The organism is Pseudomonas sp. Z3-6 (assembly GCF_051131985.1).
GTDB lineage: Bacteria > Pseudomonadota > Gammaproteobacteria > Pseudomonadales > Pseudomonadaceae > Aquipseudomonas > Aquipseudomonas zanjanensis.
In genome coordinates this window covers 1496555-1520713 of sequence record NZ_CP071644.1, presented here as the reverse complement: position 1 = coordinate 1520713, position 24159 = coordinate 1496555, and the positions used below count along the sequence as shown (strand labels likewise).

Genomic DNA, 24159 nt, shown 5'->3' with positions numbered 1-24159 from the left:
GGTAGTGGTTTCACTTCTCGTAATTCGACATTCGGTTGGAGGCCCTGCCCGTGCAAGAACTCGCGCGTATTCAACTCAATCAGCTATGTCGCCACCGGCCAGGTTCTTCTTGGCGCCGGTCTTGAAGTCGGTTTCATACCAGCCCGTGCCTCCGAGGCGAAAACCGGGCATGGAGAGCATCTTTTTCAGTTCCGGCGCCTGGCAGGCAGGGCAGTCGACCAGCGGTGCAGCGCTGATCTTTTGAATGGCTTCCATCTGATGACCACAGGAAGCACATTGGTAGTCGTACATCGGCATGGGGTTGTCTCGGCGATCAGGTTACACGCGCAAAGGCAGGCTTTGCGGCAAAGAGCGGGATTATATCCATTAAATGCGGCCTGTGCAGCCGTAAGACCGCACAGTCATTGCCGATCCTTTTGTTCATTAAAGGCTTGCGCGACTCATCGTGGCCAGAGATTGCTCCCGCTTGAGTGCGAAGCGCTCACAAAGAGGGCTGCTGCGCAGCCCAGCGGGAGCAAGCTCCCTCGCCACGAATGAACTCATTCCCCTGGGGGACACCGCGCTCGCAACCATTGACGGGGCTAGACCACACGATGATCCATTCCCGCCTCTTTCAAGCTGTGCACCACACAGACCACGCGCACCAACCCGCTGAAATTGCGTACCCCGCCGTGACGCAGGTGCACTTCCCTGTCCACATGGGACAGCAACGTGCTGATGGAGCAGCGGTTGAGCTCGGCCATGTCGCCGAGGATATCCCAATAAACCTGCTCCAGCCGCAGACAGGTGGCGAACCCGTTCAAGCGAACGGATCGGGCCAGTGGCCGGGCCAGTTGCATATCGAACCCCCGGACGAACGGGTCGACGCTGATGGGCTGGAAACGCCCCCGCCCCCCTTCTCCGGGTTCTTTTCCTTGAATCATACCGTTGACACTCCTTTGCCATACGAGCCTCTGGGTTGGAACAACCCATCCGTGGCTCTATGGAAGCTCAACGGCACCGCCAGTTCCAGATGACTTTATGACCATGGGCGTAGGACAAGCCAACAGCAGGCCGGCGACGAATTACGTCGTCCTACACGGCACGTGCAGGCAATAAGCCCCACCCCACGTCATCCCCGGCCTGGGCTTATTGGCCCTCGAGCAGCGCGCGCAGCATCCACGCGGTCTTTTCGTGGACCTGCATGCGCTGGGTCAGCAGGTCAGCGGTGGGCTCGTCGCTGACCTTGTCCAATAAAGGAAAGATGCCACGGGCCGTACGCGTCACTGCCTCCTGACCCTCGACCAGTTGTCGGATCATGTCTTCGGCGGCAGGCACGCCTTCCTCTTCCTTAATAGAAGACAGGCGCGCATACACCGAGTAGGCGCCCGGGGCCGGGAAGCCAAGGGCGCGAATTCGCTCGGCAATCAGGTCCACCGCCAAGGCCAACTCGTTGTATTGCTCCTCGAACATCAGGTGCAGGGTCCGAAACATCGGCCCTGTGACGTTCCAGTGGAAATTGTGGGTCTTGAGGTACAGCACGTAGGTGTCCGACAGCAGGCGCGAAAGCCCGTCGACGATGGACTTGCGATCTTCTTCACTGATACCGATATCAATTGCCATTGGGTTGATCTCCTGAAAGTGATGAATTCGACAAACGCCCTACCCACTCTAGTGGTTTTGGCCGCCTGCGGCCTGCGACAGATCGCCAGCCCTCCAGAACCGACAAGCCAGGACCGCTCACGGTTCCGACACCCCGGGCAATTCAACGCCGCTTGCCTGGCACCTCCAGACATCGGCGCAGCTTTTCTGGCCGACGAACAGCGCGGTGCGCGCCCGTAACGGGTTTGAGAAGGCCCAAGCTTTGCTGTTAAATAGGCAGTGTGTCGCTACGCTTATTTTCCCGGGCGTAGCGCATAGGCTGATTCGGGTACGTGTCCAACGCCTCTCATTGTTTCGAAGCGAACCGTCCCCGACCCGCTCTTCCTTGTGACCTGTCTTAACCGTGAGCCAATCAAAATGTTGAAAATCGTCCACTTGCTAATGGGCGCAGCTGCCCTGCTGCTGTCCTTCATCCCTAGCCTGGGTTCCGAAGCCACACCTTACCTGCAACATCCCGATGCACTGTACCTGGCCTTTTTCGGCCTGCTCAACCTGACCCTTGCACCTGTCATCCCTTACTGGAACAAAGGTCCACGTCACCAACTGCAAAACCTGGTCAGCGCCCTGCTGGTGCTGGCCGTTGCCTTGCAAACCCTGGCCCTGCTGGCACCGATGCCGGAAATCGGCGGTCAACCGGCCATTCTGTTCAGCCTGGGCGCGGCCCTGTTCGCCGTGGCACTGCACCTGGCCGTCAGCTTCTACAAGAAGTCGTCGCCAGCCGCCGCTGCGCAGAACTACGACATGTCCAACCGCGATACCGGCACGGTGAAGTGGTTCAACACGTCCAAGGGCTTCGGCTTCATCTCCCGCGACTCCGGCGATGACATTTTCGTGCATTTCCGGGCCATTCGTGGCGAAGGCCATCGCGTCCTGGTGGAAGGCCAGCGCGTGGAATTCTCCGTGATGAACCGCGACAAGGGCCTGCAAGCCGAAGATGTGATCGCCGCGCTGCCGCGCCGCTGATCCAAGCGTAAAAAAACCGCGATGCAGCCTGGCTGCTCGCGGTTTTTTATTGCCTGGCAATCAAGGCCACATCAGTAGTGAGGCGGCGGCGCTTCTTCCTCGAACGACTCGAATTGCCCGGCCATTTCCTCTTGGCGCTTGAGCAACGCCGCCATCTGCAGCTGCAGACGCTCGACAACGCGCTGTTGCGCCACCAGCACATCATTCAATGCCTGGATGGTGTCATCCTGAAATGCCAGACGGCTTTCCAGATCGGTTACACGTTCTTCAAGGTTCATGGTTCAGCCCTCCAGAAACTTGAAATCATCGGCCAGGGCCACTCGCAACCGTTCGCGAATGGCCGCGACCTGCCCCGCATTATATGGCTGGGCCGGATGCTTGCCCCAGACCGGCGCAGGCCAGGCGGCATCATCGCGCTTGCGCACAATGACATGCATGTGGAATTGACTGACCACGTTACCCAAGGTTGCAACGTTCATCTTGTCGGCATCGAACGAATCCTTGAGGGTTTCGGCCAGCGCCGTGGTTTCTTTCCACAGCTGCAATTGATCGATGTCATCCAACTGAAACAATTCGCTGATATTTTCTCGCCGCGGCACGAGGATGAACCACGGGTAGTTGGCGTCGTTGGACAAGAGCAAACGGCACAACGGGAAATCGCCGATAGGCAATGTGTCTTGTTGCAGTCGTGGATCTAAGGCAAACACCGCGCGTACTCCTCGTTATCGATTCTGCCCGGCTCAGCGGCCCGCAGGCCTGCGTCGGACACAGAGGTGCAGCATACCCGCGAATGCAGGATCGATCACTGCGTAGCGCGCCCGACGCCGTTTCTTCGAGTTTTTTTCAACATACGGCATCAACCTGTGCAGCTGACGCACCAACACAGCGCAAGCGGCACGGCAATCCCCTGGAAGGACCATGCCAGGGCCCAGGCAAAGCCTCGACGCTGTAAGATTTTCGTACAACATGAAATTTTTTTGCACCAAAACAGCACAGTACGTCTACGCTCAGTGCACAAAGCATCCGTGATTTACTCACTGGGTAGGGTGAACCGGTAACGTTTTTGGTTGTCTTGCCGCATTTGCCGATGCCAAACACGGGAGCTCACACGAGTCAACCCTATTTAAAACAAGGCCTTTGGAGCCCGGTTTCATGAGGTTTCACCGCGTCAACCGGTGAAATGTGAAAAAAATGTAAACGAAATCCGGGTTTGAGCATGCTTGTTGCATTCATACTCGCACTGTCCAAGGGGCTCGCCGGAAGCGAGAACCTGCCGACACACAAATTAAAGTGGCAAGGCTGCCCACAGGAGCTTCAAACGCGGTAATGACGGACTCTTTACACCGACGCCGAAAAAAGAAAACAACATAAAAGTTGTGAATACGGTTGCGTCGGAACAGCTGAAATGCGACATGGATCGAGCCATTGGCGACAGGGTCGTAAAGAAGCTGAAAGGTTGAATGGGCAAGTATCGCCAAAGAATGTCGACGTGATATAAGTTTGCGCCGACACAAAAAGAAAGAGCCGCCCAGATAAAAAAACAGGTGGGACGGCAGTACTCTTCTAAAAACCAAAGGAGCAAATCACGATGCGCGTGATGAAGTGGAGCATGATCGCACTGGCTGTATCGGCCAGTACCTCGCAGTTCGCAATGGCGTCCTCCCAAGAGGAATCCAAGGGTTTTATTGAAGATCAGAGCTTGACCGTTCTGACCCGTGCGCTGTACATGAACCGTGATTTCAAGAACAACCCAAGCACTTCGCAAAGTTATCGTGAAGAGTCTGGTGTTGCCGCTCGTGCCATTTACGAGTCGGGCTTCACTCAAGGCACCGTTGGTGTAGGCGTTGACGGCTTCGCATTTGGCACCGTTCGCATCGATGGCGGTAGCGGTCGTGCCGGTAACGGTCTGTTCGCTCGTGACAGCGACGGCAACCTGGAAGACACACAATCGAAAGTGGGTGGCGCGGTTAAATTCCGTCTGTCCGACACCGTCCTGAAATACGGTAACCAGTTCACTACCAGCCCGGTTTTCTCCACTGACGACAGCCGTCTGCTGCCGGAAGTTGCCACTGGTACCCTGATCACCAGTAAAGAAATCAAAGGCCTGGAGCTGACCGCAGGTCGTTTCAACGCCATCAGTTCGCAAACTGGCATGGGTGATGACGGCCTTGGCCTGAAATCCGCTGACATCGTTGGCGCAACCTACCAGTTCACCGACAATTTCGTCGGTGGCGTAGCGGCTTCCGATGTTGAAGACCACTACAAAAAGAAATACCTGAACCTGAACTACACCTTGCCGATCAACGAAGATCAGTCCCTGAACTTCGACTTCAACGGTTATGACAGCCAGGACCAAGGCCAGAAGCTCAGCGGCGACGTTGACAACCGCATCTGGTCCCTCGCAGCAGCCTATGCAATCGGTGCCCACAAGTTCACCCTGGCTCACCAGCGCTCCACCGGTGATACCGGCTACGTGTACGGCGTTGACGGCGGCGGTACCATTTTCCTCGCCAACTCCATCCAGTACTCCGACTTCAACGGTCAGGACGAGCGTTCCTGGCAGGCTCGCTACGACCTGAACATGAAGACCTACGGCATTCCTGGCCTGAGCTTCATGACTCGTTACGTTACCGGTGACAACATCGAAACTGGCGGCGAAGAAGGCAAAGAGCACGAGTGGGACATCGAAACCAAGTATGTTCTGCAAAGCGGTCCAGCCAAGGACCTGTCTTTCCGTGTACGTAGCGCGTTCTACCGTGCCAACACTGCCTATAACGGCATCAACGGCAACGACAACAATGATTTCCGCGTAATCGTCGAATACCCACTGAGCATCTTGTAATTCAGTGCTAGTTCGATAGCTTCACCCGCTACAAACAAAAACCGCTCACCTGATTCCAGGTGAGCGGTTTTTTTTATGCCCATTGCAATGTCAGCTTTAACGCAACTCATTAAATAGCAAGCTAACTAAACATAACCTGACTCCAGTGCCAAGTTATATTCAAGTCGTTATTGCGCCGGCCCTTCCTGAACCACCCGAATCACTCGTTGTGGAAACGGAATATCAATGCCCGCGTCCTTCAAGCGATCCCGCGCCAGCTCATTGAGCATGAACATCACGTTCCAGTAGTCCGCGGTCTTGACCCAGATACGCAGCGACACCGTGATCGCACTGTCGCCCAAGGTGGAAATCACTGCTTCAGGCGCTGGATCCGCCAGCACGCGTTCATCCTTGGCCAACTCAAGCAACACTTCCCGGGCCTTTTGCAGGTCGGCCTGGTAGTCCACGCCGACGTCGAACACGACTTTGCGGGTCGGCTGGCGGTTGGTGTTGGTGATGATGCCGTTGGAGAGATTACCGTTGGGCACGATGACGGTCTTGTTGTCACCGGTGCGCAACACCGTATGAAAGATCTGGATGCTGTCGACCGTACCAGCCACGCCCTGGGCTTCAATCCAGTCACCGATGCGGAACGGACGGAACAGCAAGATCAGCACGCCACCGGCGAAGTTCGCCAGGCTGCCTTGCAAGGCCAGGCCAATCGCCAGGCCGGCGGCACCGATGGCGGCGACGAACGAAGTGGTTTCCACACCGATCATCGAAGCGACGCTAACGATCAGCAATATCTTCAGGATGATGTTGGCCAGGGTGCTGATAAACCCTTGCAAGGCCAGGTCGGCGTTACGCAGGGCCAGCAGCGCACCCAGTTTCTGCGTCACTTTGTTGATCAGCCACCAGCCGATGGCCAGGGTGATGACGGCCAGCAGTACGCGGCTGCCGTATTCCATGATCATGGGAATCCAGGTCTGGGAAGCCTTGACCAGGTTGTCCACTTCAGCGTTCAAGTCCATCTAATTCTCCTTATTCCTGTTGCACGCGGCATTGTGTGGCGAGGGCGCTTGCTCCTGCGGGGCTGCTTAGCGGCCCTATTGATGGGTGCTGCGCACCCAAGCGGGAGCAAGCTCCCTCGCCACGGTAACCGCGAAAATCCGAAATCAGTCGCGGAAATTATTGAATTGCAGGGGCATGTCGAATGCCTTGGCGCGCAGTGCCGCAATGGCTTCTTGCAAGTCGTCACGTTTCTTGCCGGTGACCCGCACCTGCTCGCCCTGGATGGCGGCTTGTACCTTGAGCTTGGCGTCCTTGATGTGAGCGACGATCTTCTTGGCCAGCTCCTTGTCGATGCCTTCCTTGAGCACGGCTTCCTGCTTCATCAACTTGCCCGAGGCATAGGCGTCCTTGACTTCAAGGCACTGCACATCGATCTTGCGCTTGACCAGCGCCAGCTTGAGGATCTCGATCATCGCCTCGAGCTGGAAGTCGGCCTCGGCGGTCAGGTTCACGGTCAGGTCTTTTTCCTTGAACTCGAAACTGCCCTTGCCCTTGAGGTCATAACGACGGTCGAGTTCCTTGACGGCGTTTTCAACCGCGTTGGTGACTTCGTGCTTGTCCAGTTCGGATACCACGTCGAATGACGGCATGTAGTGTTCTCCAAATAAAAAGGCGCGCCAGTATCAACGGCGCGCGCTTGGCTTGTGGTTAAAATCGGGCTCATTATAACGGCTCTTTTCCTGCCGACACTGCGAGCCCTCCGATGCCTGCATCAATCCGAGCAAAAAACTGATGTCGACCACTTGGCATGTCCTCGGGGCCGGCAGTCTCGGCACGTTGTGGGCCGCGCGCCTGGCCCGGGCCGGGTTGCCGGTGCGGTTGGTGCTGCGCAGCGAAGCGCGCTTGCAGGCCTACCGCAACGCCGGCGGCCTGACCCTGGTGGAACAAGGCCAGGCGCAGTGCTACCCGGTGCCGGGCGAAACGGCGAACAGCCCGGCGCCCATCAAGCGCCTGCTTCTGGCCTGCAAAGCCTACGACGCAGAAGCAGCCGTGAATTCGGTGGCCCATCGCCTGGGCGCCGAATCGGAACTGATCCTGCTACAAAACGGCCTCGGCAGCCAGGACGCGGTGGCCAACTGTGTGCCCCAGGCCCGTTGCATCAGCGCCTCCAGCACCGAAGGCGCGTTCCGCGACGGTGACTGGCGCGTGGTGTTCGCCGGCCACGGCTACACCTGGCTGGGCGACCCGGCGCACCCGGTCGCGCCGTTCTGGCTGGACGACTTGACCGCCGCCGGCATTCCCCACGAATGGAGCGCCGACATCCTCACCCGACTCTGGCGCAAGTTGGCGCTCAATTGTGCGATCAATCCACTGACCGTGCTGCATCACTGCAAGAACGGTGGCTTGCAGGAACACCGCTGCGAAGTCGCGACCTTGTGCGCGGAGCTCACTGACCTGCTCGAACGTTGCGGCCAGCCCGCGGCGGCCGAGGATTTGCAGCCGGAAGTCGAACGGGTGATCCAGGCCACGGCCGCCAACTACTCCTCGATGTACCAGGACGTCGCCAATCGGCGGCGCACCGAAATCAGCTATTTGCTCGGTTACGCCTGCAAGGTCGCCCAACGCCATGAGCTGAGCGTGCCGCATCTGGAACAGCTGCGCCAGCGACTGATTGTCCACTTGGACAACCTCGGATTGCCCAGCGACTGAGCAGCGGCTACGCTGGCCTCGTGTTCCTTCTTAGCGACGAGTCTGATGCCATTGCGCCAGCGCCTTGAAAACCTCCCGGTCGGCCAGAAACTGCTGGCCGCCCTGTTGGTGTTGTTGACCACTGTCCTGCTGGTGGCCAACCTGACCTTTATCAGCGCCGCCTACTATATTTCCCAGGAAAGCATGGCGCCCCAGGCCCTGCAGACCATTGGCCGGCTGATCGCCAATCCGAGCCTGATCTCCGAGGCCCTTCAATCGCCCCAAAGTGCCCAACGCCTGCTCGACGAGCTCAACAGTTATGCACCGCTGCGGGCGGCGGCGCTGTACGACGGCCAGGGCGAGCGCCTGGCACAGCTGCAACAGGGCGAAAAGCTCAAGCTGCCGGACCATTACCGCAACATACAAGCCTGGCAAGCGGGTGAGTTTCGCAGTAACAAGGTCATTACCCTGCCCCGTCCCGGCACCGAGCCCGGCCACCTGTTGCTGGTGGCCAGCAGCGAATTGCCCACGGCGTTCTACACCGGCACCCTGACCGCCAGCCTTGGCATCCTGATCTTCAGCGTGTTGCTGTGGCTGGTCATTGCCCAACAGATCAAACGCCTGATCACCCAGCCGATCCATCAGCTCGAAGAGCTGTCACGCCAGGTTACCCGCGAGGAAAACTATGCCCTGCGCGCCGCCCGGGGCAACCATGATGAAATCGGCAGCCTGGCCGAGGCGTTCAATACCATGCTGTCGCGGATCGAAGCCCGGGAACAGCAACTCAAGCGCGCGCGGGACGACTCACAGGCCGCCTACGACCAGGCCCAGGGCCTGGCGGAAGAAACCCGCCATACCAATCGCAAGCTGGAGCTGGAAGTCCAGGTGCGCAGCAAGATCGAGAAAAAACTCACGGGCTTCCAGAACTACCTCAACAGCATCATCGACTCCATGCCGTCGGCGCTGATCGCCCTCGACGAACAACTCTACGTGACCCAATGGAACCAGGAAGCCAGCGCCCTCTCCGGCACGCGCCTGGACGAAGCCTTGAACCAGCCGATCTTCCTCGCCTTCGAACCGCTCAAGCCGTACCTGCCCCAACTCAAGCAGACCGTCGAGCAACACACGGTGGCCAAGATCGAACGCGTCACCTGGACCAAGGACGACGAAGCCCGGCATTACGCCCTGACCTTCTACCCGTTGATGGGCGGCGCCGGGCGTGGCGTGGTGATCCGCATCGATGACATCACCCAGCGCCTGTCGCTGGAAGAAATGATGGTGCAATCGGAAAAAATGCTCTCGGTCGGTGGCCTCGCGGCGGGCATGGCCCATGAAATCAACAACCCCTTGGGCGCCATCCTGCACAACGTGCAGAACATCCGTCGGCGGCTGTCACCGGAGTTGCCAAAGAACCTCGAACAGGCCGAGCAGTTGGGCATCGAACTGCCGGTGGTCAACCGCTACCTGGAAAGCCGCGAGATTCCGCAGTTGCTCGACGGCATCCAGCAAGCCGGCGCCCGGGCGGCGAAAATCGTCACCCACATGCTCAGTTTCAGCCGGCGCAGCACCCGGCAAATGGCGCCTTGCGACCTGCCCGCACTGATCGACCAGGCGGTGGAAATCGCCGGTAACGACTTCGACCTGGCGATCGGCTTCGACTTCAAGGGCCAGGCGATTATCCGTCAATTCGACCCGAACCTGGGGCCGGTGCCCGGCACGGCCAACGAACTGGAACAGGTGCTGCTCAACCTGCTGAAAAACGCCGCCCAGGCGATTCATCAGCGCCAGGACGACAGCGAGCCCGGGCGCATTATCCTGCGCACACGGTTGAATCCGCCGTGGGCGGAAATCCAGGTCGAGGACAACGGCATCGGCATGAGCGAGAACGTGCGCAAGCGCACCTTCGAACCCTTCTTCACCACCAAGGAGATCGGCCAGGGCACCGGCCTTGGGCTGTCGGTCTCGTATTTCATCATCACCAACAACCACAAGGGCCAGATGGAAGTGCAGTCGGCGCCGGGCCAAGGCACCTGCTTCACGCTGCGCCTGCCCCTGGCGGGCACGTCGATGGTGCCACAGGAAAACAAACAACTGGAGCGCTGAGCATGGGCTTTCGCCTGTCGAAGATTTACACCCGCACCGGCGACAAAGGTGAAACCGGGTTGGGCGATGGTCGCCGCGTGGCAAAGGATCATCCACGAGTCGAGGCCATCGGCGAAGTGGACACACTGAACAGCCAGTTGGGCTTGTTGCTCGCCGGGCTGGCCGAGGAGTCCGTCCGGCATCCGGCGCTGGAGGAAATCATCGCAGTGTTGGCGCCGTGTCAGCACCGGTTGTTCGACTTGGGTGGTGAGCTCGCGATGCCGGCGTACCAAGCCTTGAATGTGGCGGAAATCGAGCGGCTGGAAGCGGCGATTGACCTGTGGAATGAAGAACTGGGGCCGCTGGAAAACTTCATCCTGCCCGGCGGCTCTTCCTTGATCGCGCAAGCTCACGTCTGCCGAGCCCTGGCCCGCGGCGCCGAGCGTCGTTGCCAGCAATTGAACGCGGTGGAGCCGCTGGCCGGGCCGGGGCTGGCCTATATCAATCGGTTGTCGGATCTGCTGTTCGTGACCGCGCGGGTCATTGCCCGGCGGCAGGGGGTGGAGGAGGTGCTTTGGGTGGCGGCGGCCAAGCCTGAAGGCTGATCAGAGGTGTATCGCCTGTCAGTCCGCCTTCGCGAGCAAGCCCGCTCCCACAGGGGATCTGCGGCAGGCACACATTCTGTACCTGGCAGAAATCTACTGTGGGAGCGGGCTTGCTCGCGAAGAGGCCGGCAGTCACACCACACCATCAAGCCTCAGGCCAAAACGCCCGAATCCCCGCCACACCCTGCGCCCCGGCCTCCCAGGCTTTTTGCTGCTCGCCAGGCCCTACCCCGCCCAACAGATAGACCGGACGGTTGAAGCCCTCGATCAACCGCGCCGCCTCCGCCCAGCCCAACGGCTGCGCATCGGGATGGGTCTGGGTCGGCTGCACCGGCGAAAGGGTGACAAAGTCCACATCCATCTGCTGCGCGAGGGACAGCTCCTCGGCGTTATGGCAAGAAGCCGCCAGCCAGCGATCCTTACCGAACGGTCGGCCGGCCGCGGCATGCTTGCGCAGTTGCGCAGCGGTAATGTGCCAGCCAGCGGAAGGAAAATCCCCCAGCCACTCGAACGGTCCCTTGAGCATCAGTTGGGCCTTGCCGGCACACAACCCCACCGCATCCACCGCCAGATCGCGGTATTGCGGGTCGTAGCCATTAGGCGCACGCAACTGGACCAACTTGATCCCGCCGGCAATCGCCTTCTGCATGCCGCGCAGCAAGGCTGGCGTCTCAAGGCCTTCCGGGGTGATCAGGTATTCACCCGGCAAACGGGCCGCCGCGACGATCGGCTGGTTGGCCGCTGGAAATTCATGATTCGTCAGGTCGCGGGCCGTCACCCAGGCCAACGGTTGACCTTCGGCGCCATGGGGTTCGCCACTGAACGCCGAAACTTCCCAGACGTCCAGCAACACCTGTTTGTCCGGGTAATCGTGACGCACCTTGATCAACGGCCGGGCAACGTCGACGACAATGCCCAGTTCCTCATGAAGCTCGCGGGCCAGGGCCGTCTCGACGGACTCATCGGCCTCGACCTTGCCACCAGGAAATTCCCACAGGCCACCCTGGTGTTGGGTGTCGGCCCGTCGGGCAATGAGGATTTTGCCGGCAGCGTCGCGGATCACCGCCGCCGCCACATGGACTCGTTTCACCGCGTAGTTTCCTCCAGGCCAGCTTGTTGCCACGCCTTGAACGCTGACCATTGATATAGGGTTTGGACGTAGGCCTCATCGACCTCCGGCAGTGCCACTTGATAAGTGCGCAAGCGTACGGCAACCGGGGCAAAAAATGCATCGGCCAGGCTTACGCGGCCAAACAGGTAAGGACCGGTTTCGGTCGCCGCCGCACGGCATTCGGCCCACAACGCCAGCATCCGCTGGATGTCCGCCTGCACGTCGGATGGCATCGGTGACAGCGGCGCATCGTGCAGCAGATCCATGGGCATATGGTTGCGCAGGGCGAAAAAGCCGCTGTGCATCTGCGCACAGGCCGAGCGCGCCTGGGCCCGGGCAGCCACGTCCTTGGGCCAGAGATTGGCCTCGGGAAATTGTTCGGCCAGGTATTCGGCAATCGCCATGGAATCGGAGATCACGCCGAATTCGGTCTTGAGCAATGGGACCTTGGCCGTGGCTGAATATTTGAGCAGCTTTTCACGGGTATCCGGCTGGCCGAGCCTGACCAACTCTTCGGTGTACTTCGCACCGGTCAGCGCCAGGGCGAGCGCGCCGCGCATGGACCAGGAAGAGAGATCTTTGTCGCCGATGATCAGGTGCAGGCTCATGGGGATTCCTTTCTTGTGGTTTTGTAGAGGCTGTACTGGCGTCTTCGCGAGCAGGCTCGCTCCCACAGGGGAATTGTGGTTTGGACAGGTTTTATATCACCCGGAAAACCCCTTGTGGGAGCGAGCCTGCTCGCGAATGGGACGACTCGGTTTAAGTCCGGTACTCAGCGTTGATCTTGACGTACTCGTGGGACAAATCAGTCGTCCAGATCGTTTCGCTGCAATCACCCCGTCCCAGCTCGATACGGATGGTGATTTCTTCCTGCTGCATCACCGCCGCGCCCTGGGCTTCGGTGTAGGTGGCAGCGCGCGCACCTTGGCTGGCGATGCAGACCTCACCGAGGAACACGTCGATCTTGCTCACGTCCAGCTCAGGCACGCCGGCCCGGCCGACGGCGGCAAGGATCCGGCCCCAGTTCGGGTCGGAGGCGAACAGCGCGGTCTTGATCAGCGGCGAGTGCGCGACGGTGTAGCCGACATCCAGGCATTCCTGGTGGTTGCCACCGCCGTTGACCTGCACGGTCACGAACTTGGTCGCGCCTTCGCCGTCACGGACGATGGCCTGGGCCACTTCCATGCACACTTCGAACACTGCCTGCTTCAGGGCGGCGAACAACGAACCGCTGGCCTCGGTGATCTCCGGCAGGTTGGCCTGGCCGGTGGCGATCAGCATGCAGCAGTCATTGGTGGACGTGTCGCCGTCGATGGTGATGCGGTTGAACGACTTGTTGGCGCCGTCGAGCATCAGGTCTTGCAGCACCTGGCGCGAGACCTTGGCGTCGGTGGCAATGTAGCCGAGCATGGTCGCCATGTTCGGGCGGATCATGCCGGCGCCCTTGCTGATGCCGGTGACGGTGATGGTCACGCCGTCATGCTGGAACTGGCGACTCGCGCCCTTGGGCAGCGTGTCGGTGGTCATGATGCCGGTGGCGGCCGCGGCCCAGTTGTTTTCCGACAGGTCATCGAGAGCGGCTTGCAGCGCGCCTTCGATCTTCTCCACCGGCAGCGGCTCGCCGATCACACCGGTGGAATACGGCAGCACCTGGCTGGCGTCGACGCCGGTCAGCTCAGCCAGCTTGGCGCAGGTACGCTCGGCGGCGGCCAGGCCTGGCGCGCCTGTGCCGGCGTTGGCGTTGCCGGTATTGGTCAGCAGGTAACGCACCGGCCCTTGCACACGTTGCTTGGCCAGGATCACCGGCGCGGCACAGAAGGCGTTGAGGGTGAACACGCCTGCCACCGTCGAGCCTTCGGCGCAACGCATGACCACCACATCCTTGCGCCCGGGGCGCTTGATGCCGGCCGAGGCAATACCGAGTTCAAAACCGGCAACCGGGTGCAACGTGGGCAACGGACCAAGACCAACAGCCATGAATGCGCTCCTTAATAAATGTATTCAGCATCGTCCTTATCAAGACGACTGATCAAATGGCAAAACGCCGCGACAAGAGACTCTTGTCGCGGCGCGGGGTCGTTCAGCGTTGAAACGGGATTATTGGATCTGCCCGTGGCAATGCTTGTATTTCTTGCCCGAACCGCAGTAGCACAGTTCGTTACGGCCCAGCTTCTGCTCGTTGCGCACCGGTGCGGTCGCCAGGGCGACATCCACATCGACGCCCTCTTCGGCGACCACTTCCAGGCCAGGGGCTTCGGCGTGTTCGAACTGCATGCGCGCGGCCAGGGCTTCGGCTTCCTGGCGCAGGCGAGCTTCTTCTTCGGCCGGATCTTCGCGGCGAACCTGAACGTGGGACAGCACACGGATCGAGTCGCGCTTGATCGAATCGAGCAACTCGGAGAACAGCGTGTAGGACTCGCGCTTGTACTCCTGCTTCGGGTTCTTCTGGGCGTAACCACGCAAATGGATACCGTGGCGCAGATGGTCCATGGTCGACAGGTGATCTTTCCACAAGTCGTCCAGCACCCGCAGCACGATCTGCTTCTCGAAGGAACGCAGGGCCTCGGCGCCCGCCTGGTCTTCCTTCTCGTTATAGGCGGCGATCAGTTCGGCCAGCAGTTTTTCACGCAGGGTTTCTTCGTACAGGTGATCGTCTTCGTCGAGCCATTGCTGGATCGGCAATGCCACGCCGAAGTCGCTCTGCAAGGCGGCTTCCAGGCCGGCGACGTCCCACTGTTCCGGCAGCGATTGCGGCGGGATGTGGGCGCTGACGGTGGCGTTGAGCACGTCCTGGCGGAAATCGGCGATGGTTTCGCCAATGTTGTCGGCGGCCAACAAACTGTTGCGCATGTGATAGATCACTTTACGCTGTTCGTTGTTGACGTCGTCGAACTCGAGCAATTGCTTGCGGATATCGAAGTTGCGGCCTTCGACCTTGCGCTGGGCCTTTTCGATGGCGTTGGTCACCATGCGGTGCTCGATCGCCTCGCCTGGCTGCATGCCCAGGGCCTTCATGAAGTTCTTCACCCGGTCAGAGGCGAAGATGCGCATCAGGCTGTCTTCCAAAGACAGGTAGAAACGGCTGGAACCGGCGTCGCCCTGGCGACCGGCACGGCCACGCAGCTGGTTGTCGATGCGACGGGATTCGTGACGCTCGGACGCGATCACCTGCAAACCGCCGGACTCGAGCACCTGCTGGTGACGCTTCTGCCAGTCGGCCTTGATCTGCGCGATCTGCTCAGGCGTCGGGTTTTCCAGGCTGGCGACTTCCACTTCCCAGTTGCCGCCCAGCAGGATGTCGGTACCACGACCGGCCATGTTGGTGGCGATGGTCAGCGCACCCGGGCGACCGGCCTGGGCGATGATCTCGGCTTCCTTCTCGTGGAACTTGGCGTTGAGGACCTTGTGCTCGATGCCTTCCTTGTTGAGCAAGGCGGACATGTGCTCGGAGGTCTCGATGGTGGCGGTACCCACCAGGATCGGACGGCCCTGGGCCATGCCTTCCTTGATGTCGTTGATGATCGCCGCGTACTTCTCTTCGGCGGTCAGGAACACCAGGTCGTTGTAGTCTTTACGAGCCAGCGGCTTGTTCGGCGGAATCACCACCACTTGCAGGCCATAGATCTGGTGGAATTCGAACGCTTCGGTGTCCGCGGTACCGGTCATGCCGGACAGCTTGTTGTACAGGCGGAAGTAGTTCTGGAAGGTGGTCGAGGCCAGGGTCTGGCTCTCGGCCTGGATGTTCAGGCCTTCCTTGGCTTCGATGGCCTGGTGCAGGCCCTCGGACAGGCGACGGCCCGGCATGGTACGGCCGGTGTGCTCGTCCACCAGCACGACCTGGCCGTCCTGCACGATGTATTCGACGTTGCGATGGAACAGCTTGTGGGCACGCAGGCCGGCATAGACGTGGGTCAGCAGGCCCAGGTTATGGGCCGAGTACAAGCTCTCGCCCTCAGCCAGCAAGCCGACGCGGGTGAGCATTTCCTCGATGAACTGGTGACCGGCTTCGTTGAGTTCGACCTGGCGGGTCTTCTCGTCAACGGTGTAGTGCCCGGCCTGGGTCACTTCGCCCTCGACTTCCTCGACGTGCAGCTTGAGCTGCGGGATCAGTTTGTTGATCTCGATGTACAGCTTGGAGCTGTCCTCGGCCTGACCGGAAATGATCAGTGGGGTACGGGCTTCGTCGATGAGGATGGAGTCGACTTCGTCGATCACGGCAAAGTTGAGTTCACGCTGGAATTTCTCTTCCATGCTGAACGCCATGTTGTCGCGCAGGTAGTCGAACCCGAATTCGTTGTTGGTGCCGTAGGTGATGTCGGCGGCATAGGCGGCGCGCTTCTCTTCCGGCGGCTGGAACGGCGTGACGACGCCGACGGTCAGGCCGAGGAATTCGTAGAGCGGGCGCATCCAGTTGGCGTCGCGGCGGGCCAGGTAGTCGTTGACCGTCACCACGTGCACGCCCTTGCCGGACAAGGCATTGAGGTACACACCCAGGGTCGCCACGAGGGTCTTGCCCTCACCGGTACGCATTTCAGCGATCTTGCCTTCGTGCAAGGTCATGCCGCCGATCAACTGAACGTCGAAGTGGCGCATGCCCATGACCCGCTTGCCGGCTTCACGGGCGACCGCAAAGGCTTCGGGCAGGAGCTGGTCAAGGGTTTCCCCTTTGGCGATGCGGTCCTTGAATTCGGCAGTCTTGGCGCGTAACTGATCGTCCGAAAGGGCCACCATTTGCTCTTCGAAGGCATTGACAGTCTGTACCGTCTTGAGCATGCGCTTGACTTCACGCTCGTTCTTGCTTCCAAAAAGTTTCTTTAACAAAGGCGCAAACATATCGGCAGGATCTTCCACACTAAAGGGATGGAGGGCGGCCCCATGAGTCGCCCGTGCAGCCCTCATGGCCGCATGCGAACGAGCATTCTACCCGGAAACGATGGAGAGGAAAGTGGCGTTATTCCACGATGCTGGCACAGCGCTGTGACGGGGCCACACTAAAATAAGGGCTTTTGCGCGAACTTCAACCCGCAAGGTGCAGAAGTTACTCATTGATTGTGCAGCTAAAAGCCGCTGGGTGAGAGGGTCGAGGCGCATCCGGCGCTTTCTGCTACCATGGCGCCTCTGTCATTTGCGGTATTCATTCATGGCCTTTCGCCCTCTTCCAGCCAAGGCACCCGCCGTTCTGCTGCGCGAAGCCAAGCCGCTGAAAGCCATCTTCGGCCACGCCCGGCGCCTGGGCCACTTGCAGCGCCTGCTGGACAGCCAGTTGCAACCGGCCGCGCGCGAACATTGCCACGTAGCGTCGTGGCGCGAAGGCAGCTTGTTGCTGATTGTCACCGACGGCCACTGGGCCACGCGCCTGCGCTACCAGCAAAAACGCTTGCTGCGCCAACTCCAGGCGTTCGAAGAATTCGCCAACCTGACGCGGATCCTGTTCAAGGTCCAACCGCCTACTGTCCAGGTCGGCGCCAAGGGGCATACGCTGGACTTGTCCACCGACGCCGCCGCGACCATCCAGGCCACGGCGGACGGCATCAGCGATCCCAACCTGCGGGCGGCGCTGGAACGGTTGGCGGCCCATGCCAGGCCCAAGGATTGAGATTTTCGGCGGTTGTTAGATAGCTATCGCGAGCAGGCTCGCTCCCACAGGGGGATCTGCGGCGGGCACTTATTTCAGATATAGCGCCGATCCCCTGTGGGAGCGAGCCTGCTCGCGATAGCAGCAGGTCAGCCAGCCTATTTTTCGCCTGCCAGACCGCCTTCGCGAGCAAGCCCGCTCCCACAGGGTTCTTCAGCGGACGCACATTTTGCGTACGACATGCTCCACTGTGGGAGCGAGCCTGCTCGCGATAGCAGCAGGTCAGTCAGCCTATTTTTCGCCTGCCAGATCGCCTTCGCGAGCAAGCCCGCTCCCACAGGGATCTTCAGCGGACGCACATTTTTGCGTACGACATCGATCCACGGTGGGAGCGAGCCTGCTCGCGATAGCAGCAGGTCAGCCAGCCTATTTTTCGCCTGCCAGACCGCCTTCGCGAGCAAGCCCGCTCCCACAGGGTTCTTCAGCGGACGCACATTTTGCGTACGACATCGCTCCACTGTGGGAGCGGGCTTGCTCGCGAAGGGCGGCGACTCGGTCCTGACTACCGGCGCTTGCTGCCCCCCAGCAACGATCCCATCAACCCACGCACCAGCTGCCGGCCCAATTGATTGGCCGCCTGGCGCATCGCCGATTTAAGTGCCTGGCCAGCCGCCGTGCCGAGGAACTCGCCGGCTTGTTCGGTGAAGCTGGGCGCTTCAGCCGCCGGCTTGCTCGGTACCGCTTCGGCCTGGGGTTCCAGCCCCTTGCGCCCCATCAGCACCTCATAAGCCGACTCGCGATCAATCGGCTTGTCGTAGCGCCCTTGCAACGCTGAACTGGCGATCAGCCCGGCGCGCTCGGCCTCGCTCAATGGCCCGATCCGCGATTGCGGCGGCGCCACCAGCACGCGCTGGACCATTTCCGGCGTGCCTTTTTCCTGCAAGGTGCCCACCAGGGCTTCACCGATGCCCAGTTCGGTCAACACCGCCAAGGCATCGAACTGCGGGTTGGGCCGGAAACCGTCGGCCACCGCCCGCAGGGATTTCTGTTCCTTGGCCGTGAAGGCTCGCAACCCGTGCTGGATGCGCAACCCCAATTGCGCCAGCACGTCGTCCGGCAAGTCGCCGGGCGACTGGGTCACAAAATACACCCCCACGCCCTTGGAGCGGATCAGCCGCACCACTTGCTCCAGACGCTCCTGCAAAGCCTTGGGCGTACCGGCAAAAAGCAAGTGCGCCTCGTCGAAGAACAGCGCCAGCAGCGGCTTGTCCGCATCGCCGCGCTCGGGCAATTGCTCGAACAGCTCGGCCAGCAGCCACAGCAGGAACGTCGCGTAGACCTTTGGCGCTTCGTGGACCAGGCGGCTGGCATCGAGCAAGTGGATGCGGCCGCGGCCATCGCTGGCCGGTTGCAGGATGTCTTCGAGCTGCAAGGCCGGCTCGCCGAACAACGCGTCCGCGCCCTGCTGCTCCAAGGTGGACAAGCGCCGCAGCAGCGCCTGGCTGGAGCCGGTGGTCATCAGCGCCGCGTCGTCCCCCAGCAACTCGGGATTGTCCTTGAGGTGATTGAGCAGCGCCTTCAGGTCCTTGAGGTCCAGCAGCAACAGGCCCTCGCGATCGGCGACCTTGAACGCGGCATAGAGCGCCGATTGCTGGCTGTCCGTCAGTTCCAACAGGCTGCCGATCAACAACGGGCCCATTTCACTCAAGGTGGTGCGCAGCGGATGACCGGACTGGCCGTGGATATCCCACAAGGTCACCGGATAAGCCTGGGGTTTGTGATCGAGCCAGGGCATGCCCGCGATACGCTCGGCGATCTTGCCCTGGGGGGTGCCCGCCGCGCCGAGGCCGCACAGGTCGCCCTTGATGTCCGCCGCGAACACAGCCACGCCGGCATCGCTGAACATTTCCGCGAGGCGCTGCAAGGTGACGGTCTTGCCGGTACCGGTGGCGCCCGCCACCAGGCCATGGCGGTTCGCCAGGCGCATGGCCTGGCCGATGGGCTGGCCGCTGAGGTCGGCGCCGATAACGAGTTGCGATGAGTCAGGCATGTGGTCACCCGTGGTGTTTGCGATATGACGCCATTTTGCACGCTTATATAAAAGCATGCCTGGGGCATTAAGGCCCTGGCGCTGGAAATAAAAACCACATTTGACCGCACTCATGTGGCGAGGGAGCTTGCTCCCGCTGGGCTGCGCAGCGGCCCCAAAATCTTGGGAGCGCTTCGCACTGGAGCGCCAGCCCGGTCCAGCGGGAGCAAGCTCCCTCGCCACATATTCATTTGCATGACCGCTACGTCACCACAACCCCAACCGAACATCTATTCTTACTAAAGGTCAACACAGGAGAACACAGACCGGAGGGATGTTCATCGTGCATATCGCGGACATAACCATGTTCTACGCCCCTGCCAGCGGAGGCGTGCGCACTTACCTGGATGCCAAGCACCGGCGCCTGGGCGATCGGCCCGGTATTCGTCACAGCCTGTTGATTCCCGGCGCGCATTTGAGCGAGCACGACGGAATCTACAAGGTTCCGGCCCCTGCGCTGCCGTTCGGCAAGGGCTATCGTTTTCCCCTTCGCCTGGCGCCCTGGCGCAATGTCCTGCGCGATCTGCAGCCGGACCTGATCGAGGTTGGCGATCCGTACCTCACTGCCTGGGCCGCATTGGATGCCCGTCGTCAGCTCGACGTGCCCGTCATCGGCTTCTATCACTCCGACCTGCCACTGTTGGTGAGCAACCGCATGGGCAACTGGTTCACGCCCAACATCGAAGCCTACGTCAGCAAGTTATATGGCAATTTCGACCGGGTCCTGGCGCCAAGCCAGGTCATGGCCGACAAACTGACCGGGCTGGGGGTCAAGAACGTCTTCGTGCAACCCTTGGGCGTCGACCTGCAAACCTTCACCCCCGCCGCCCGCGACCCGGAACTGCGGGCCGAGCTGGGCATTGCCGAAGACACGCGCCTGCTTATTTTCGCCGGTCGCGGCTCCAAGGAAAAAAACCTGCCGGTGCTGCTCAAGTGCATGAAACGCCTGGGCGAGCGCTATCACCTGTTGTTGGTGGGCTCGTCGATGCCCGCCGTGGTGCCGGACAACGTCACGGTGGTCGATGAATTCTGCCCGGCGCCGCAAGTCGCCCGGCTCATGGCCAGCGCCGATGCCCTGTTGCACGCCGGCGACCAGGAGACTTTCGGCCTGGTGATCCTCGAAGCCATGGCCAGCGGTATTCCCGTGGTGGCGGTGGCGGCCGGGGCCTTCACCGAAATCGTCAAAGAGGACTGCGGGTTGCTGTGCACGCCCAACAACCCGCAGGCCATGGCCAATGCCGTGCGGCAACTGTTTGCCGAAGGCTGCCAGCGCCGTGGCGCACTGGCGCGCCGGCATGTGGAACGGCATTACGCCTGGGATACCGTGGTCAACAGTTTGCTGGGGCATTACCACGCCGTGCTCGGCGAACAGCTGCCGCTGCTGGCCAATGGTTGAGGCGAGGTCCGTGTCGATGAGTTCCTCGCCCAGTGTTCTATTGGTGCTGCACGACGTGGCACCGCAAACCTGGCCCGATTACCAGCCCTTCGTCGAGGCCGTCGATGCCCTCGGCCAGGTGCCGATGACCTGGCTGGTGGTGCCGGACTTTCACCGCGCCAATGCCCTGGAGGCGCACCCCGGCTTTCGGCGCCTGCTCGACAGCCGGGTCGAGCGCGGCGACGAGTTGGTACTGCATGGTTATTACCATTGCGACGACGGCCCTCTCGGCCGCCACCCCAAGGATTGGTTCATGCGCCGGGTCTATACCCATGAGGGGGAGTTCTACAACCTGTCCGAGGCCGCCGCCCTAGCCCGCCTGCGCGCCGGGATCGAAACCTTCGAGCGCTACCATTGGCCGCTGGAAGGTTTCGTCGCCCCGGCCTGGCTGATGAGCGAAGGCACGCGCCAGGCCTTGCGCCAGTTGCCACTGAGCTACACCAGCGATACCCAACACCTTTATCGCTTGCCCGACTTCACTGCCATCGACGCGCCGGGCCTGGTCTGGAGTGCCCGCAGTGCCTGGCGCCGTGGCCTGTCGAAAGTCATCAGCGACCAACGTGAACAGCGCTGGCGCCAGGCCCCGGTGATTCGCCTGGGCCTGCACCCGGTGGACATGCGCCATGGGTTTTCCCGGGATTATTGGCTGCGCACCCTCGAACGCCTGCTCAACGACGGTCGAGTGCCGATGACCAAGGTCAACTGGCTGGCGACCCAGGGGCTGCGGGCCCGCAGCGCCGCATGAAACGGCTGATCTGGCTGGGCGCCGCCTTGCTCACGGCGCTGTTGGTGCCGTTGCTGGTCGGTGGCGGGGAAATGTGGTCGCGGGTGCAGCGCTTTCCCCTGTCATTGCTGCTGACCATGCTCGGCATGATCGTGCTGTGCTGGGGTTTGAATTCCGTGCGCTTGCGCCTGCTGCTGGGTGAATACCGTGGGCGCATCGGCCGATGGAAAAGCATGGGCGTGGTGATGTCCACCGAGTTCGCCATGTGCGCGACACCCGGTGGCAGTGGTGGCCCGCTGACGCTGATGGCCCTGCTGGCGCGCAACGGTGTGCGCCCGGCCCATGGCAGTGCGGTGTTTGCCATGGATCAACTGAGCGACTTGCTGTTCTTCCTCTGTGCCTTGGTGGGCATTCTGTTCTACGCGCTGTTCCAGAACCTCAGCCAGCGCTTGGAATGGATGCTGGCGTTGAGCGCGATTTCATTGTTTGGCGGGCTGTTCGGCTGCGTGCTGGTGGCCCGTTATCACCGCCGGCTGATCCTGCTGGGCGCTCGCGTGCTGCGACACTTGCGAGTGAAGACCGCCACCCGCCAACGCTGGGGCCGCAAGATCCTGAACTTCCTCGCGGCGTTCACCGACACGTTGAAACTGCCGCGACAGACGCTGTTCCAGGTCTTCGGCCTGACCTGCCTGCATTGGGCGCTGCGCTACAGCGTGTTGTACCTGGCCTTGAAGGGGCTGGGCGCGGATTTGCAGTGGGCCTGGAGTTTCCTGATCCAGATGCTGTCCTTGAGCGCGGGACAGTTCAGCCTGCTGCCGGGCGGTGCCGGGGCGGCCGAACTGACCTCGGCGGCGCTGCTGGCGCCCATGGTGGGCAAGTCCACCGCGGCGGCGGCGATCCTGATCTGGCGGGCGGTGACCTATTACTTTTACCTGGTGGCCGGCGGGCCGGTGTTTTTCCTGATGGTCGGGCGGCCGTTGATCAAGAAGCTGATCAGGCTCAGGCAAGCCTGACCGGTCACGGCTTTTGTTCGGCCTCGTCCTGGGGATGCAGTTGCTCCCACAATTGCGCGGCGTCGGGAAACTCGGTGCCGTCCTCCGGGCTCAATGCGTCAGGATCGTAGCGGCTGAGGCAGCCTTCGCCCAGGGTGGTTGGGGCCTTGGAGGTGGCTTTGTCCAATGGGTCGGTCATGGCGCAGCGTTGCTCCTTGAGCGGTATGAATCACTGTGGCGAGGGAGCTTGCTCCCGCTCGGCTGCGCAGCAGTCGTAAAGCCTGCCTACTCTTTTCCCCGGTGCACGGTGTTGAATGGTTTTGGGTCTGCTTCGCAGCCCAGCGGGAGCAAGCTCCCTCGCCACGGGGCATCGTTGTTCTTTAGTCAATAAAAAGGCCTGGCGATCGCTCGTCCAGGCCTTTTGAAGTGTAGTCAGAAGACCACGGTCTTGTTGCCGTGCACCAGCACCCGGTCTTCCAAGTGATAACGCAGGCCACGGGCCAACACCATTTTCTCGACGTCACGGCCGAAACGCACCATGTCTTCGATGCTGTCGCTGTGGCTGACGCGCACCACGTCCTGCTCGATGATCGGGCCGGCGTCCAGCTCTTCGGTCACGTAGTGGCAGGTGGCGCCAATCAGCTTCACACCACGCATCGAGGCCTGGTGGTACGGCTTGGCACCGACGAACGACGGCAGGAAACTGTGGTGGATGTTGATGACCTTATGGGCGTACTCGCTGCACAACGCCGGCGGCAGGATTTGCATGTAGCGGGCCAGCACCACCACTTCGGCGTCGTGCTGCTTGACCAACCGCGAGACTTCGGCGAATGCCGGCTGCTTGTCTTGCGGGTTGACCGGCACGTGGTAGTACGGGATGCCGTGCCATTCCACCATGCTGCGCAAGTCATCATGGTTGGATATCACACAGGCGATGTCGCAATCGAGCTCATCGCTGTGCCAGCGGTGCAACAGGTCAGCCAGGCAGTGAGACTCACGACTGGCCATCAACACCACGCGCTTTTTCTGCGCGGTGTCGGTGATGCGCCAGTCCATCGAGAACTCTTCGGCAATGGGTGCGAACGCTTCACGGAAGGCTTCGATACCGAAGGGCAGCGAGTCGGCACGGATCTCGTGACGCATGAAAAACCAACCGCTTTGATTGTCCGAGTGATGGCTCGCTTCGGTGATCCAGCCGTTATGGGACGCCAGAAAGTTACTGACTTTAGCAACGATGCCGACGCGGTCCGGGCAAGCAATCACCAGACGAAAAGTGCGCATTAGGGAAACTCCAGAACTTCGCAAAGGCGGCCATTCTAGCCATTGCGCGGCAAAACTGCAGTATCGATGACACGCCGGAGCCTGGGCGACCGCCCCAGGCCATGGCCGGCGAGGCCTGGCAAGGCAGGCTATATGTGTGA

23 protein-coding genes are annotated in these 24159 nt (G+C 61.0%); 9 read left to right on the top strand and 14 right to left on the bottom strand.

From position 1 onward, the window contains the following. Positions 1-75: 75 nt before the first annotated feature. The 3 genes from J3P88_RS06885 to J3P88_RS06875 form a co-directional block, all read right to left on the bottom strand. Complete coding sequence (locus tag J3P88_RS06885) at positions 76-297, bottom strand: FmdB family zinc ribbon protein (RefSeq protein WP_434574511.1); 222 nt, start codon at positions 295-297, stop codon at positions 76-78. Between the two features lie 284 nt (positions 298-581). After that, on the bottom strand, positions 582-923 hold the full coding sequence (locus J3P88_RS06880) for a ribbon-helix-helix domain-containing protein (RefSeq protein WP_434574510.1): 342 nt from the start codon (positions 921-923) through the stop codon (positions 582-584). A 205-nt stretch (positions 924-1128) separates the two neighbouring features. Beyond that, the gene (locus J3P88_RS06875) at positions 1129-1602 is read right to left on the bottom strand and encodes a Dps family protein (RefSeq protein WP_053124624.1); all 474 of its coding nucleotides are present in this window, start codon (positions 1600-1602) and stop codon (positions 1129-1131) included. Positions 1603-1998: 396 nt separating this feature from the next. On the opposite strand from J3P88_RS06875, the gene J3P88_RS06870 reads away from it, so the two are divergent. Next, positions 1999-2604, top strand: coding sequence for a cold-shock protein (locus J3P88_RS06870; RefSeq protein WP_186706358.1), 606 nt, complete (start codon positions 1999-2001; stop codon positions 2602-2604). 71 nt (positions 2605-2675) lie between these two features. Here the strand turns inward: J3P88_RS06870 and J3P88_RS06865 are convergent, their stop codons facing one another. Both J3P88_RS06865 and J3P88_RS06860 read right to left on the bottom strand, forming a co-directional pair. Next, a complete protein-coding gene (locus J3P88_RS06865) occupies positions 2676-2882 on the bottom strand; it encodes a SlyX family protein (protein ID WP_060740896.1) in 207 nt (68 codons plus the stop codon). A 3-nt stretch (positions 2883-2885) separates the two neighbouring features. Then, positions 2886-3311, bottom strand: a complete 426-nt coding sequence (locus J3P88_RS06860) for an HIT domain-containing protein (protein ID WP_434574509.1) — start codon at positions 3309-3311, stop codon at positions 2886-2888. A gap of 881 nt (positions 3312-4192) precedes the next feature. Here J3P88_RS06860 and J3P88_RS06855 point away from each other — a divergent pair. After that, positions 4193-5446: an OprD family porin gene (locus J3P88_RS06855; RefSeq protein WP_186706360.1), complete on the top strand. Its 1254-nt coding sequence runs from the start codon at positions 4193-4195 to the stop codon at positions 5444-5446. Positions 5447-5613: 167 nt separating this feature from the next. On the opposite strand, the gene J3P88_RS06850 is transcribed toward J3P88_RS06855, so the two are convergent. Continuing rightward, complete coding sequence (locus tag J3P88_RS06850; RefSeq protein ID WP_186706361.1) at positions 5614-6456, bottom strand: mechanosensitive ion channel family protein; 843 nt, start codon at positions 6454-6456, stop codon at positions 5614-5616. A gap of 144 nt (positions 6457-6600) precedes the next feature. Next, positions 6601-7086, bottom strand: coding sequence for a YajQ family cyclic di-GMP-binding protein (locus J3P88_RS06845; RefSeq protein WP_186706362.1), 486 nt, complete (start codon positions 7084-7086; stop codon positions 6601-6603). A gap of 142 nt (positions 7087-7228) precedes the next feature. On the opposite strand from J3P88_RS06845, the gene J3P88_RS06840 reads away from it, so the two are divergent. Genes J3P88_RS06840 through J3P88_RS06830 form a run of 3 tightly spaced genes read left to right on the top strand, consistent with a single transcriptional unit; the run spans position 7229 to position 10812 of the window. Next, positions 7229-8146, top strand: a complete 918-nt coding sequence (locus tag J3P88_RS06840; protein ID WP_434574508.1) for a putative 2-dehydropantoate 2-reductase — start codon at positions 7229-7231, stop codon at positions 8144-8146. 45 nt (positions 8147-8191) lie between these two features. Continuing rightward, positions 8192-10228, top strand: coding sequence for a sensor histidine kinase (locus J3P88_RS06835; RefSeq protein WP_434574507.1), 2037 nt, complete (start codon positions 8192-8194; stop codon positions 10226-10228). A gap of 2 nt (positions 10229-10230) precedes the next feature. Then, positions 10231-10812, top strand: coding sequence for a cob(I)yrinic acid a,c-diamide adenosyltransferase (locus tag J3P88_RS06830; protein WP_434574506.1), 582 nt, complete (start codon positions 10231-10233; stop codon positions 10810-10812). Positions 10813-10957: 145 nt separating this feature from the next. Here the strand turns inward: J3P88_RS06830 and J3P88_RS06825 are convergent, their stop codons facing one another. The 4 genes from J3P88_RS06825 to secA all read right to left on the bottom strand — a co-directional run bounded on the left by J3P88_RS06825 (position 10958) and on the right by secA (position 16756). Next, positions 10958-11902: a Nudix family hydrolase gene (locus J3P88_RS06825; RefSeq protein WP_186706366.1), complete on the bottom strand. Its 945-nt coding sequence runs from the start codon at positions 11900-11902 to the stop codon at positions 10958-10960. Next, entirely contained in the window at positions 11899-12531 is a 633-nt protein-coding gene (locus J3P88_RS06820; protein ID WP_434574505.1) for a glutathione S-transferase family protein, read from the bottom strand. The genes J3P88_RS06825 and J3P88_RS06820 overlap by 4 nt, the downstream gene beginning before the upstream one ends. 151 nt (positions 12532-12682) lie before the next feature. Then, entirely contained in the window at positions 12683-13900 is a 1218-nt protein-coding gene (gene argJ / locus J3P88_RS06815; protein WP_250963403.1) for a bifunctional glutamate N-acetyltransferase/amino-acid acetyltransferase ArgJ, read from the bottom strand. Positions 13901-14020: 120 nt separating this feature from the next. After that, a complete protein-coding gene (gene secA, locus J3P88_RS06810; protein ID WP_186706369.1) occupies positions 14021-16756 on the bottom strand; it encodes a preprotein translocase subunit SecA in 2736 nt (911 codons plus the stop codon). 307 nt (positions 16757-17063) lie between these two features. Here secA and J3P88_RS06805 point away from each other — a divergent pair, with 307 nt between their 5' ends. Beyond that, positions 17064-17519 carry a DUF721 domain-containing protein gene (locus J3P88_RS06805; RefSeq protein WP_053124648.1) on the top strand — a complete coding sequence of 152 codons (456 nt, stop codon included), beginning with the start codon at positions 17064-17066 and terminating at the stop codon, positions 17517-17519. Positions 17520-18060: 541 nt separating this feature from the next. On the opposite strand, the gene J3P88_RS06800 is transcribed toward J3P88_RS06805, so the two are convergent. After that, a complete protein-coding gene (locus J3P88_RS06800) occupies positions 18061-19548 on the bottom strand; it encodes a helicase HerA-like domain-containing protein (RefSeq protein ID WP_434574504.1) in 1488 nt (495 codons plus the stop codon). Between the two features lie 313 nt (positions 19549-19861). Here J3P88_RS06800 and J3P88_RS06795 point away from each other — a divergent pair, with 313 nt between their 5' ends. From J3P88_RS06795 to J3P88_RS06785, 3 genes are read left to right on the top strand one after another with little or no spacing between them, the layout of a single operon-like run. Next, positions 19862-20983 carry a glycosyltransferase family 4 protein gene (locus J3P88_RS06795; RefSeq protein WP_434574503.1) on the top strand — a complete coding sequence of 374 codons (1122 nt, stop codon included), beginning with the start codon at positions 19862-19864 and terminating at the stop codon, positions 20981-20983. Positions 20984-20999: 16 nt separating this feature from the next. After that, on the top strand, positions 21000-21767 hold the full coding sequence (locus J3P88_RS06790) for a DUF2334 domain-containing protein (protein ID WP_434574502.1): 768 nt from the start codon (positions 21000-21002) through the stop codon (positions 21765-21767). Continuing rightward, a complete protein-coding gene (locus J3P88_RS06785) occupies positions 21764-22759 on the top strand; it encodes a lysylphosphatidylglycerol synthase transmembrane domain-containing protein (RefSeq protein WP_434574501.1) in 996 nt (331 codons plus the stop codon). The genes J3P88_RS06790 and J3P88_RS06785 overlap by 4 nt, the downstream gene beginning before the upstream one ends. 4 nt (positions 22760-22763) lie before the next feature. On the opposite strand, the gene J3P88_RS06780 is transcribed toward J3P88_RS06785, so the two are convergent. Next, positions 22764-22937: a hypothetical protein gene (locus J3P88_RS06780; RefSeq protein ID WP_186706377.1), complete on the bottom strand. Its 174-nt coding sequence runs from the start codon at positions 22935-22937 to the stop codon at positions 22764-22766. A 233-nt stretch (positions 22938-23170) separates the two neighbouring features. Next, on the bottom strand, positions 23171-24019 hold the full coding sequence (gene purU, locus J3P88_RS06775) for a formyltetrahydrofolate deformylase (protein ID WP_003178545.1): 849 nt from the start codon (positions 24017-24019) through the stop codon (positions 23171-23173). Positions 24020-24159 lie beyond the last annotated feature (140 nt).

Bases quoted from the DNA above. Each gene is read 5' to 3' on its own strand.
- J3P88_RS06885 (WP_434574511.1), bottom strand. From the start codon at position 297: ATGCCGATGTACGACTACCAATGTGCTTCCTGTGGTCATCAGATGGAA.
- J3P88_RS06855 (WP_186706360.1), top strand. From the start codon at position 4,193: ATGCGCGTGATGAAGTGGAGCATGATCGCACTGGCTGTATCGGCCAGT.
- J3P88_RS06790 (WP_434574502.1), top strand. From the start codon at position 21,000: ATGAGTTCCTCGCCCAGTGTTCTATTGGTGCTGCACGACGTGGCACCG.
- J3P88_RS06835 (WP_434574507.1), top strand. From the start codon at position 8,192: ATGCCATTGCGCCAGCGCCTTGAAAACCTCCCGGTCGGCCAGAAACTG.
- argJ (WP_250963403.1), bottom strand. From the start codon at position 13,900: ATGGCTGTTGGTCTTGGTCCGTTGCCCACGTTGCACCCGGTTGCCGGT.
- J3P88_RS06830 (WP_434574506.1), top strand. From the start codon at position 10,231: ATGGGCTTTCGCCTGTCGAAGATTTACACCCGCACCGGCGACAAAGGT.
- J3P88_RS06780 (WP_186706377.1), bottom strand. From the start codon at position 22,937: ATGACCGACCCATTGGACAAAGCCACCTCCAAGGCCCCAACCACCCTG.
- J3P88_RS06840 (WP_434574508.1), top strand. From the start codon at position 7,229: ATGTCGACCACTTGGCATGTCCTCGGGGCCGGCAGTCTCGGCACGTTG.
- J3P88_RS06875 (WP_053124624.1), bottom strand. From the start codon at position 1,602: ATGGCAATTGATATCGGTATCAGTGAAGAAGATCGCAAGTCCATCGTC.
- J3P88_RS06800 (WP_434574504.1), bottom strand. From the start codon at position 19,548: ATGCCTGACTCATCGCAACTCGTTATCGGCGCCGACCTCAGCGGCCAG.
- purU (WP_003178545.1), bottom strand. From the start codon at position 24,019: ATGCGCACTTTTCGTCTGGTGATTGCTTGCCCGGACCGCGTCGGCATC.
- J3P88_RS06865 (WP_060740896.1), bottom strand. From the start codon at position 2,882: ATGAACCTTGAAGAACGTGTAACCGATCTGGAAAGCCGTCTGGCATTT.
- secA (WP_186706369.1), bottom strand. From the start codon at position 16,756: ATGTTTGCGCCTTTGTTAAAGAAACTTTTTGGAAGCAAGAACGAGCGT.
- J3P88_RS06795 (WP_434574503.1), top strand. From the start codon at position 19,862: ATGTTCATCGTGCATATCGCGGACATAACCATGTTCTACGCCCCTGCC.
- J3P88_RS06870 (WP_186706358.1), top strand. From the start codon at position 1,999: ATGTTGAAAATCGTCCACTTGCTAATGGGCGCAGCTGCCCTGCTGCTG.
- J3P88_RS06850 (WP_186706361.1), bottom strand. From the start codon at position 6,456: ATGGACTTGAACGCTGAAGTGGACAACCTGGTCAAGGCTTCCCAGACC.
- J3P88_RS06785 (WP_434574501.1), top strand. From the start codon at position 21,764: ATGAAACGGCTGATCTGGCTGGGCGCCGCCTTGCTCACGGCGCTGTTG.
- J3P88_RS06805 (WP_053124648.1), top strand. From the start codon at position 17,064: ATGGCCTTTCGCCCTCTTCCAGCCAAGGCACCCGCCGTTCTGCTGCGC.
- J3P88_RS06880 (WP_434574510.1), bottom strand. From the start codon at position 923: ATGATTCAAGGAAAAGAACCCGGAGAAGGGGGGCGGGGGCGTTTCCAG.
- J3P88_RS06820 (WP_434574505.1), bottom strand. From the start codon at position 12,531: ATGAGCCTGCACCTGATCATCGGCGACAAAGATCTCTCTTCCTGGTCC.
- J3P88_RS06845 (WP_186706362.1), bottom strand. From the start codon at position 7,086: ATGCCGTCATTCGACGTGGTATCCGAACTGGACAAGCACGAAGTCACC.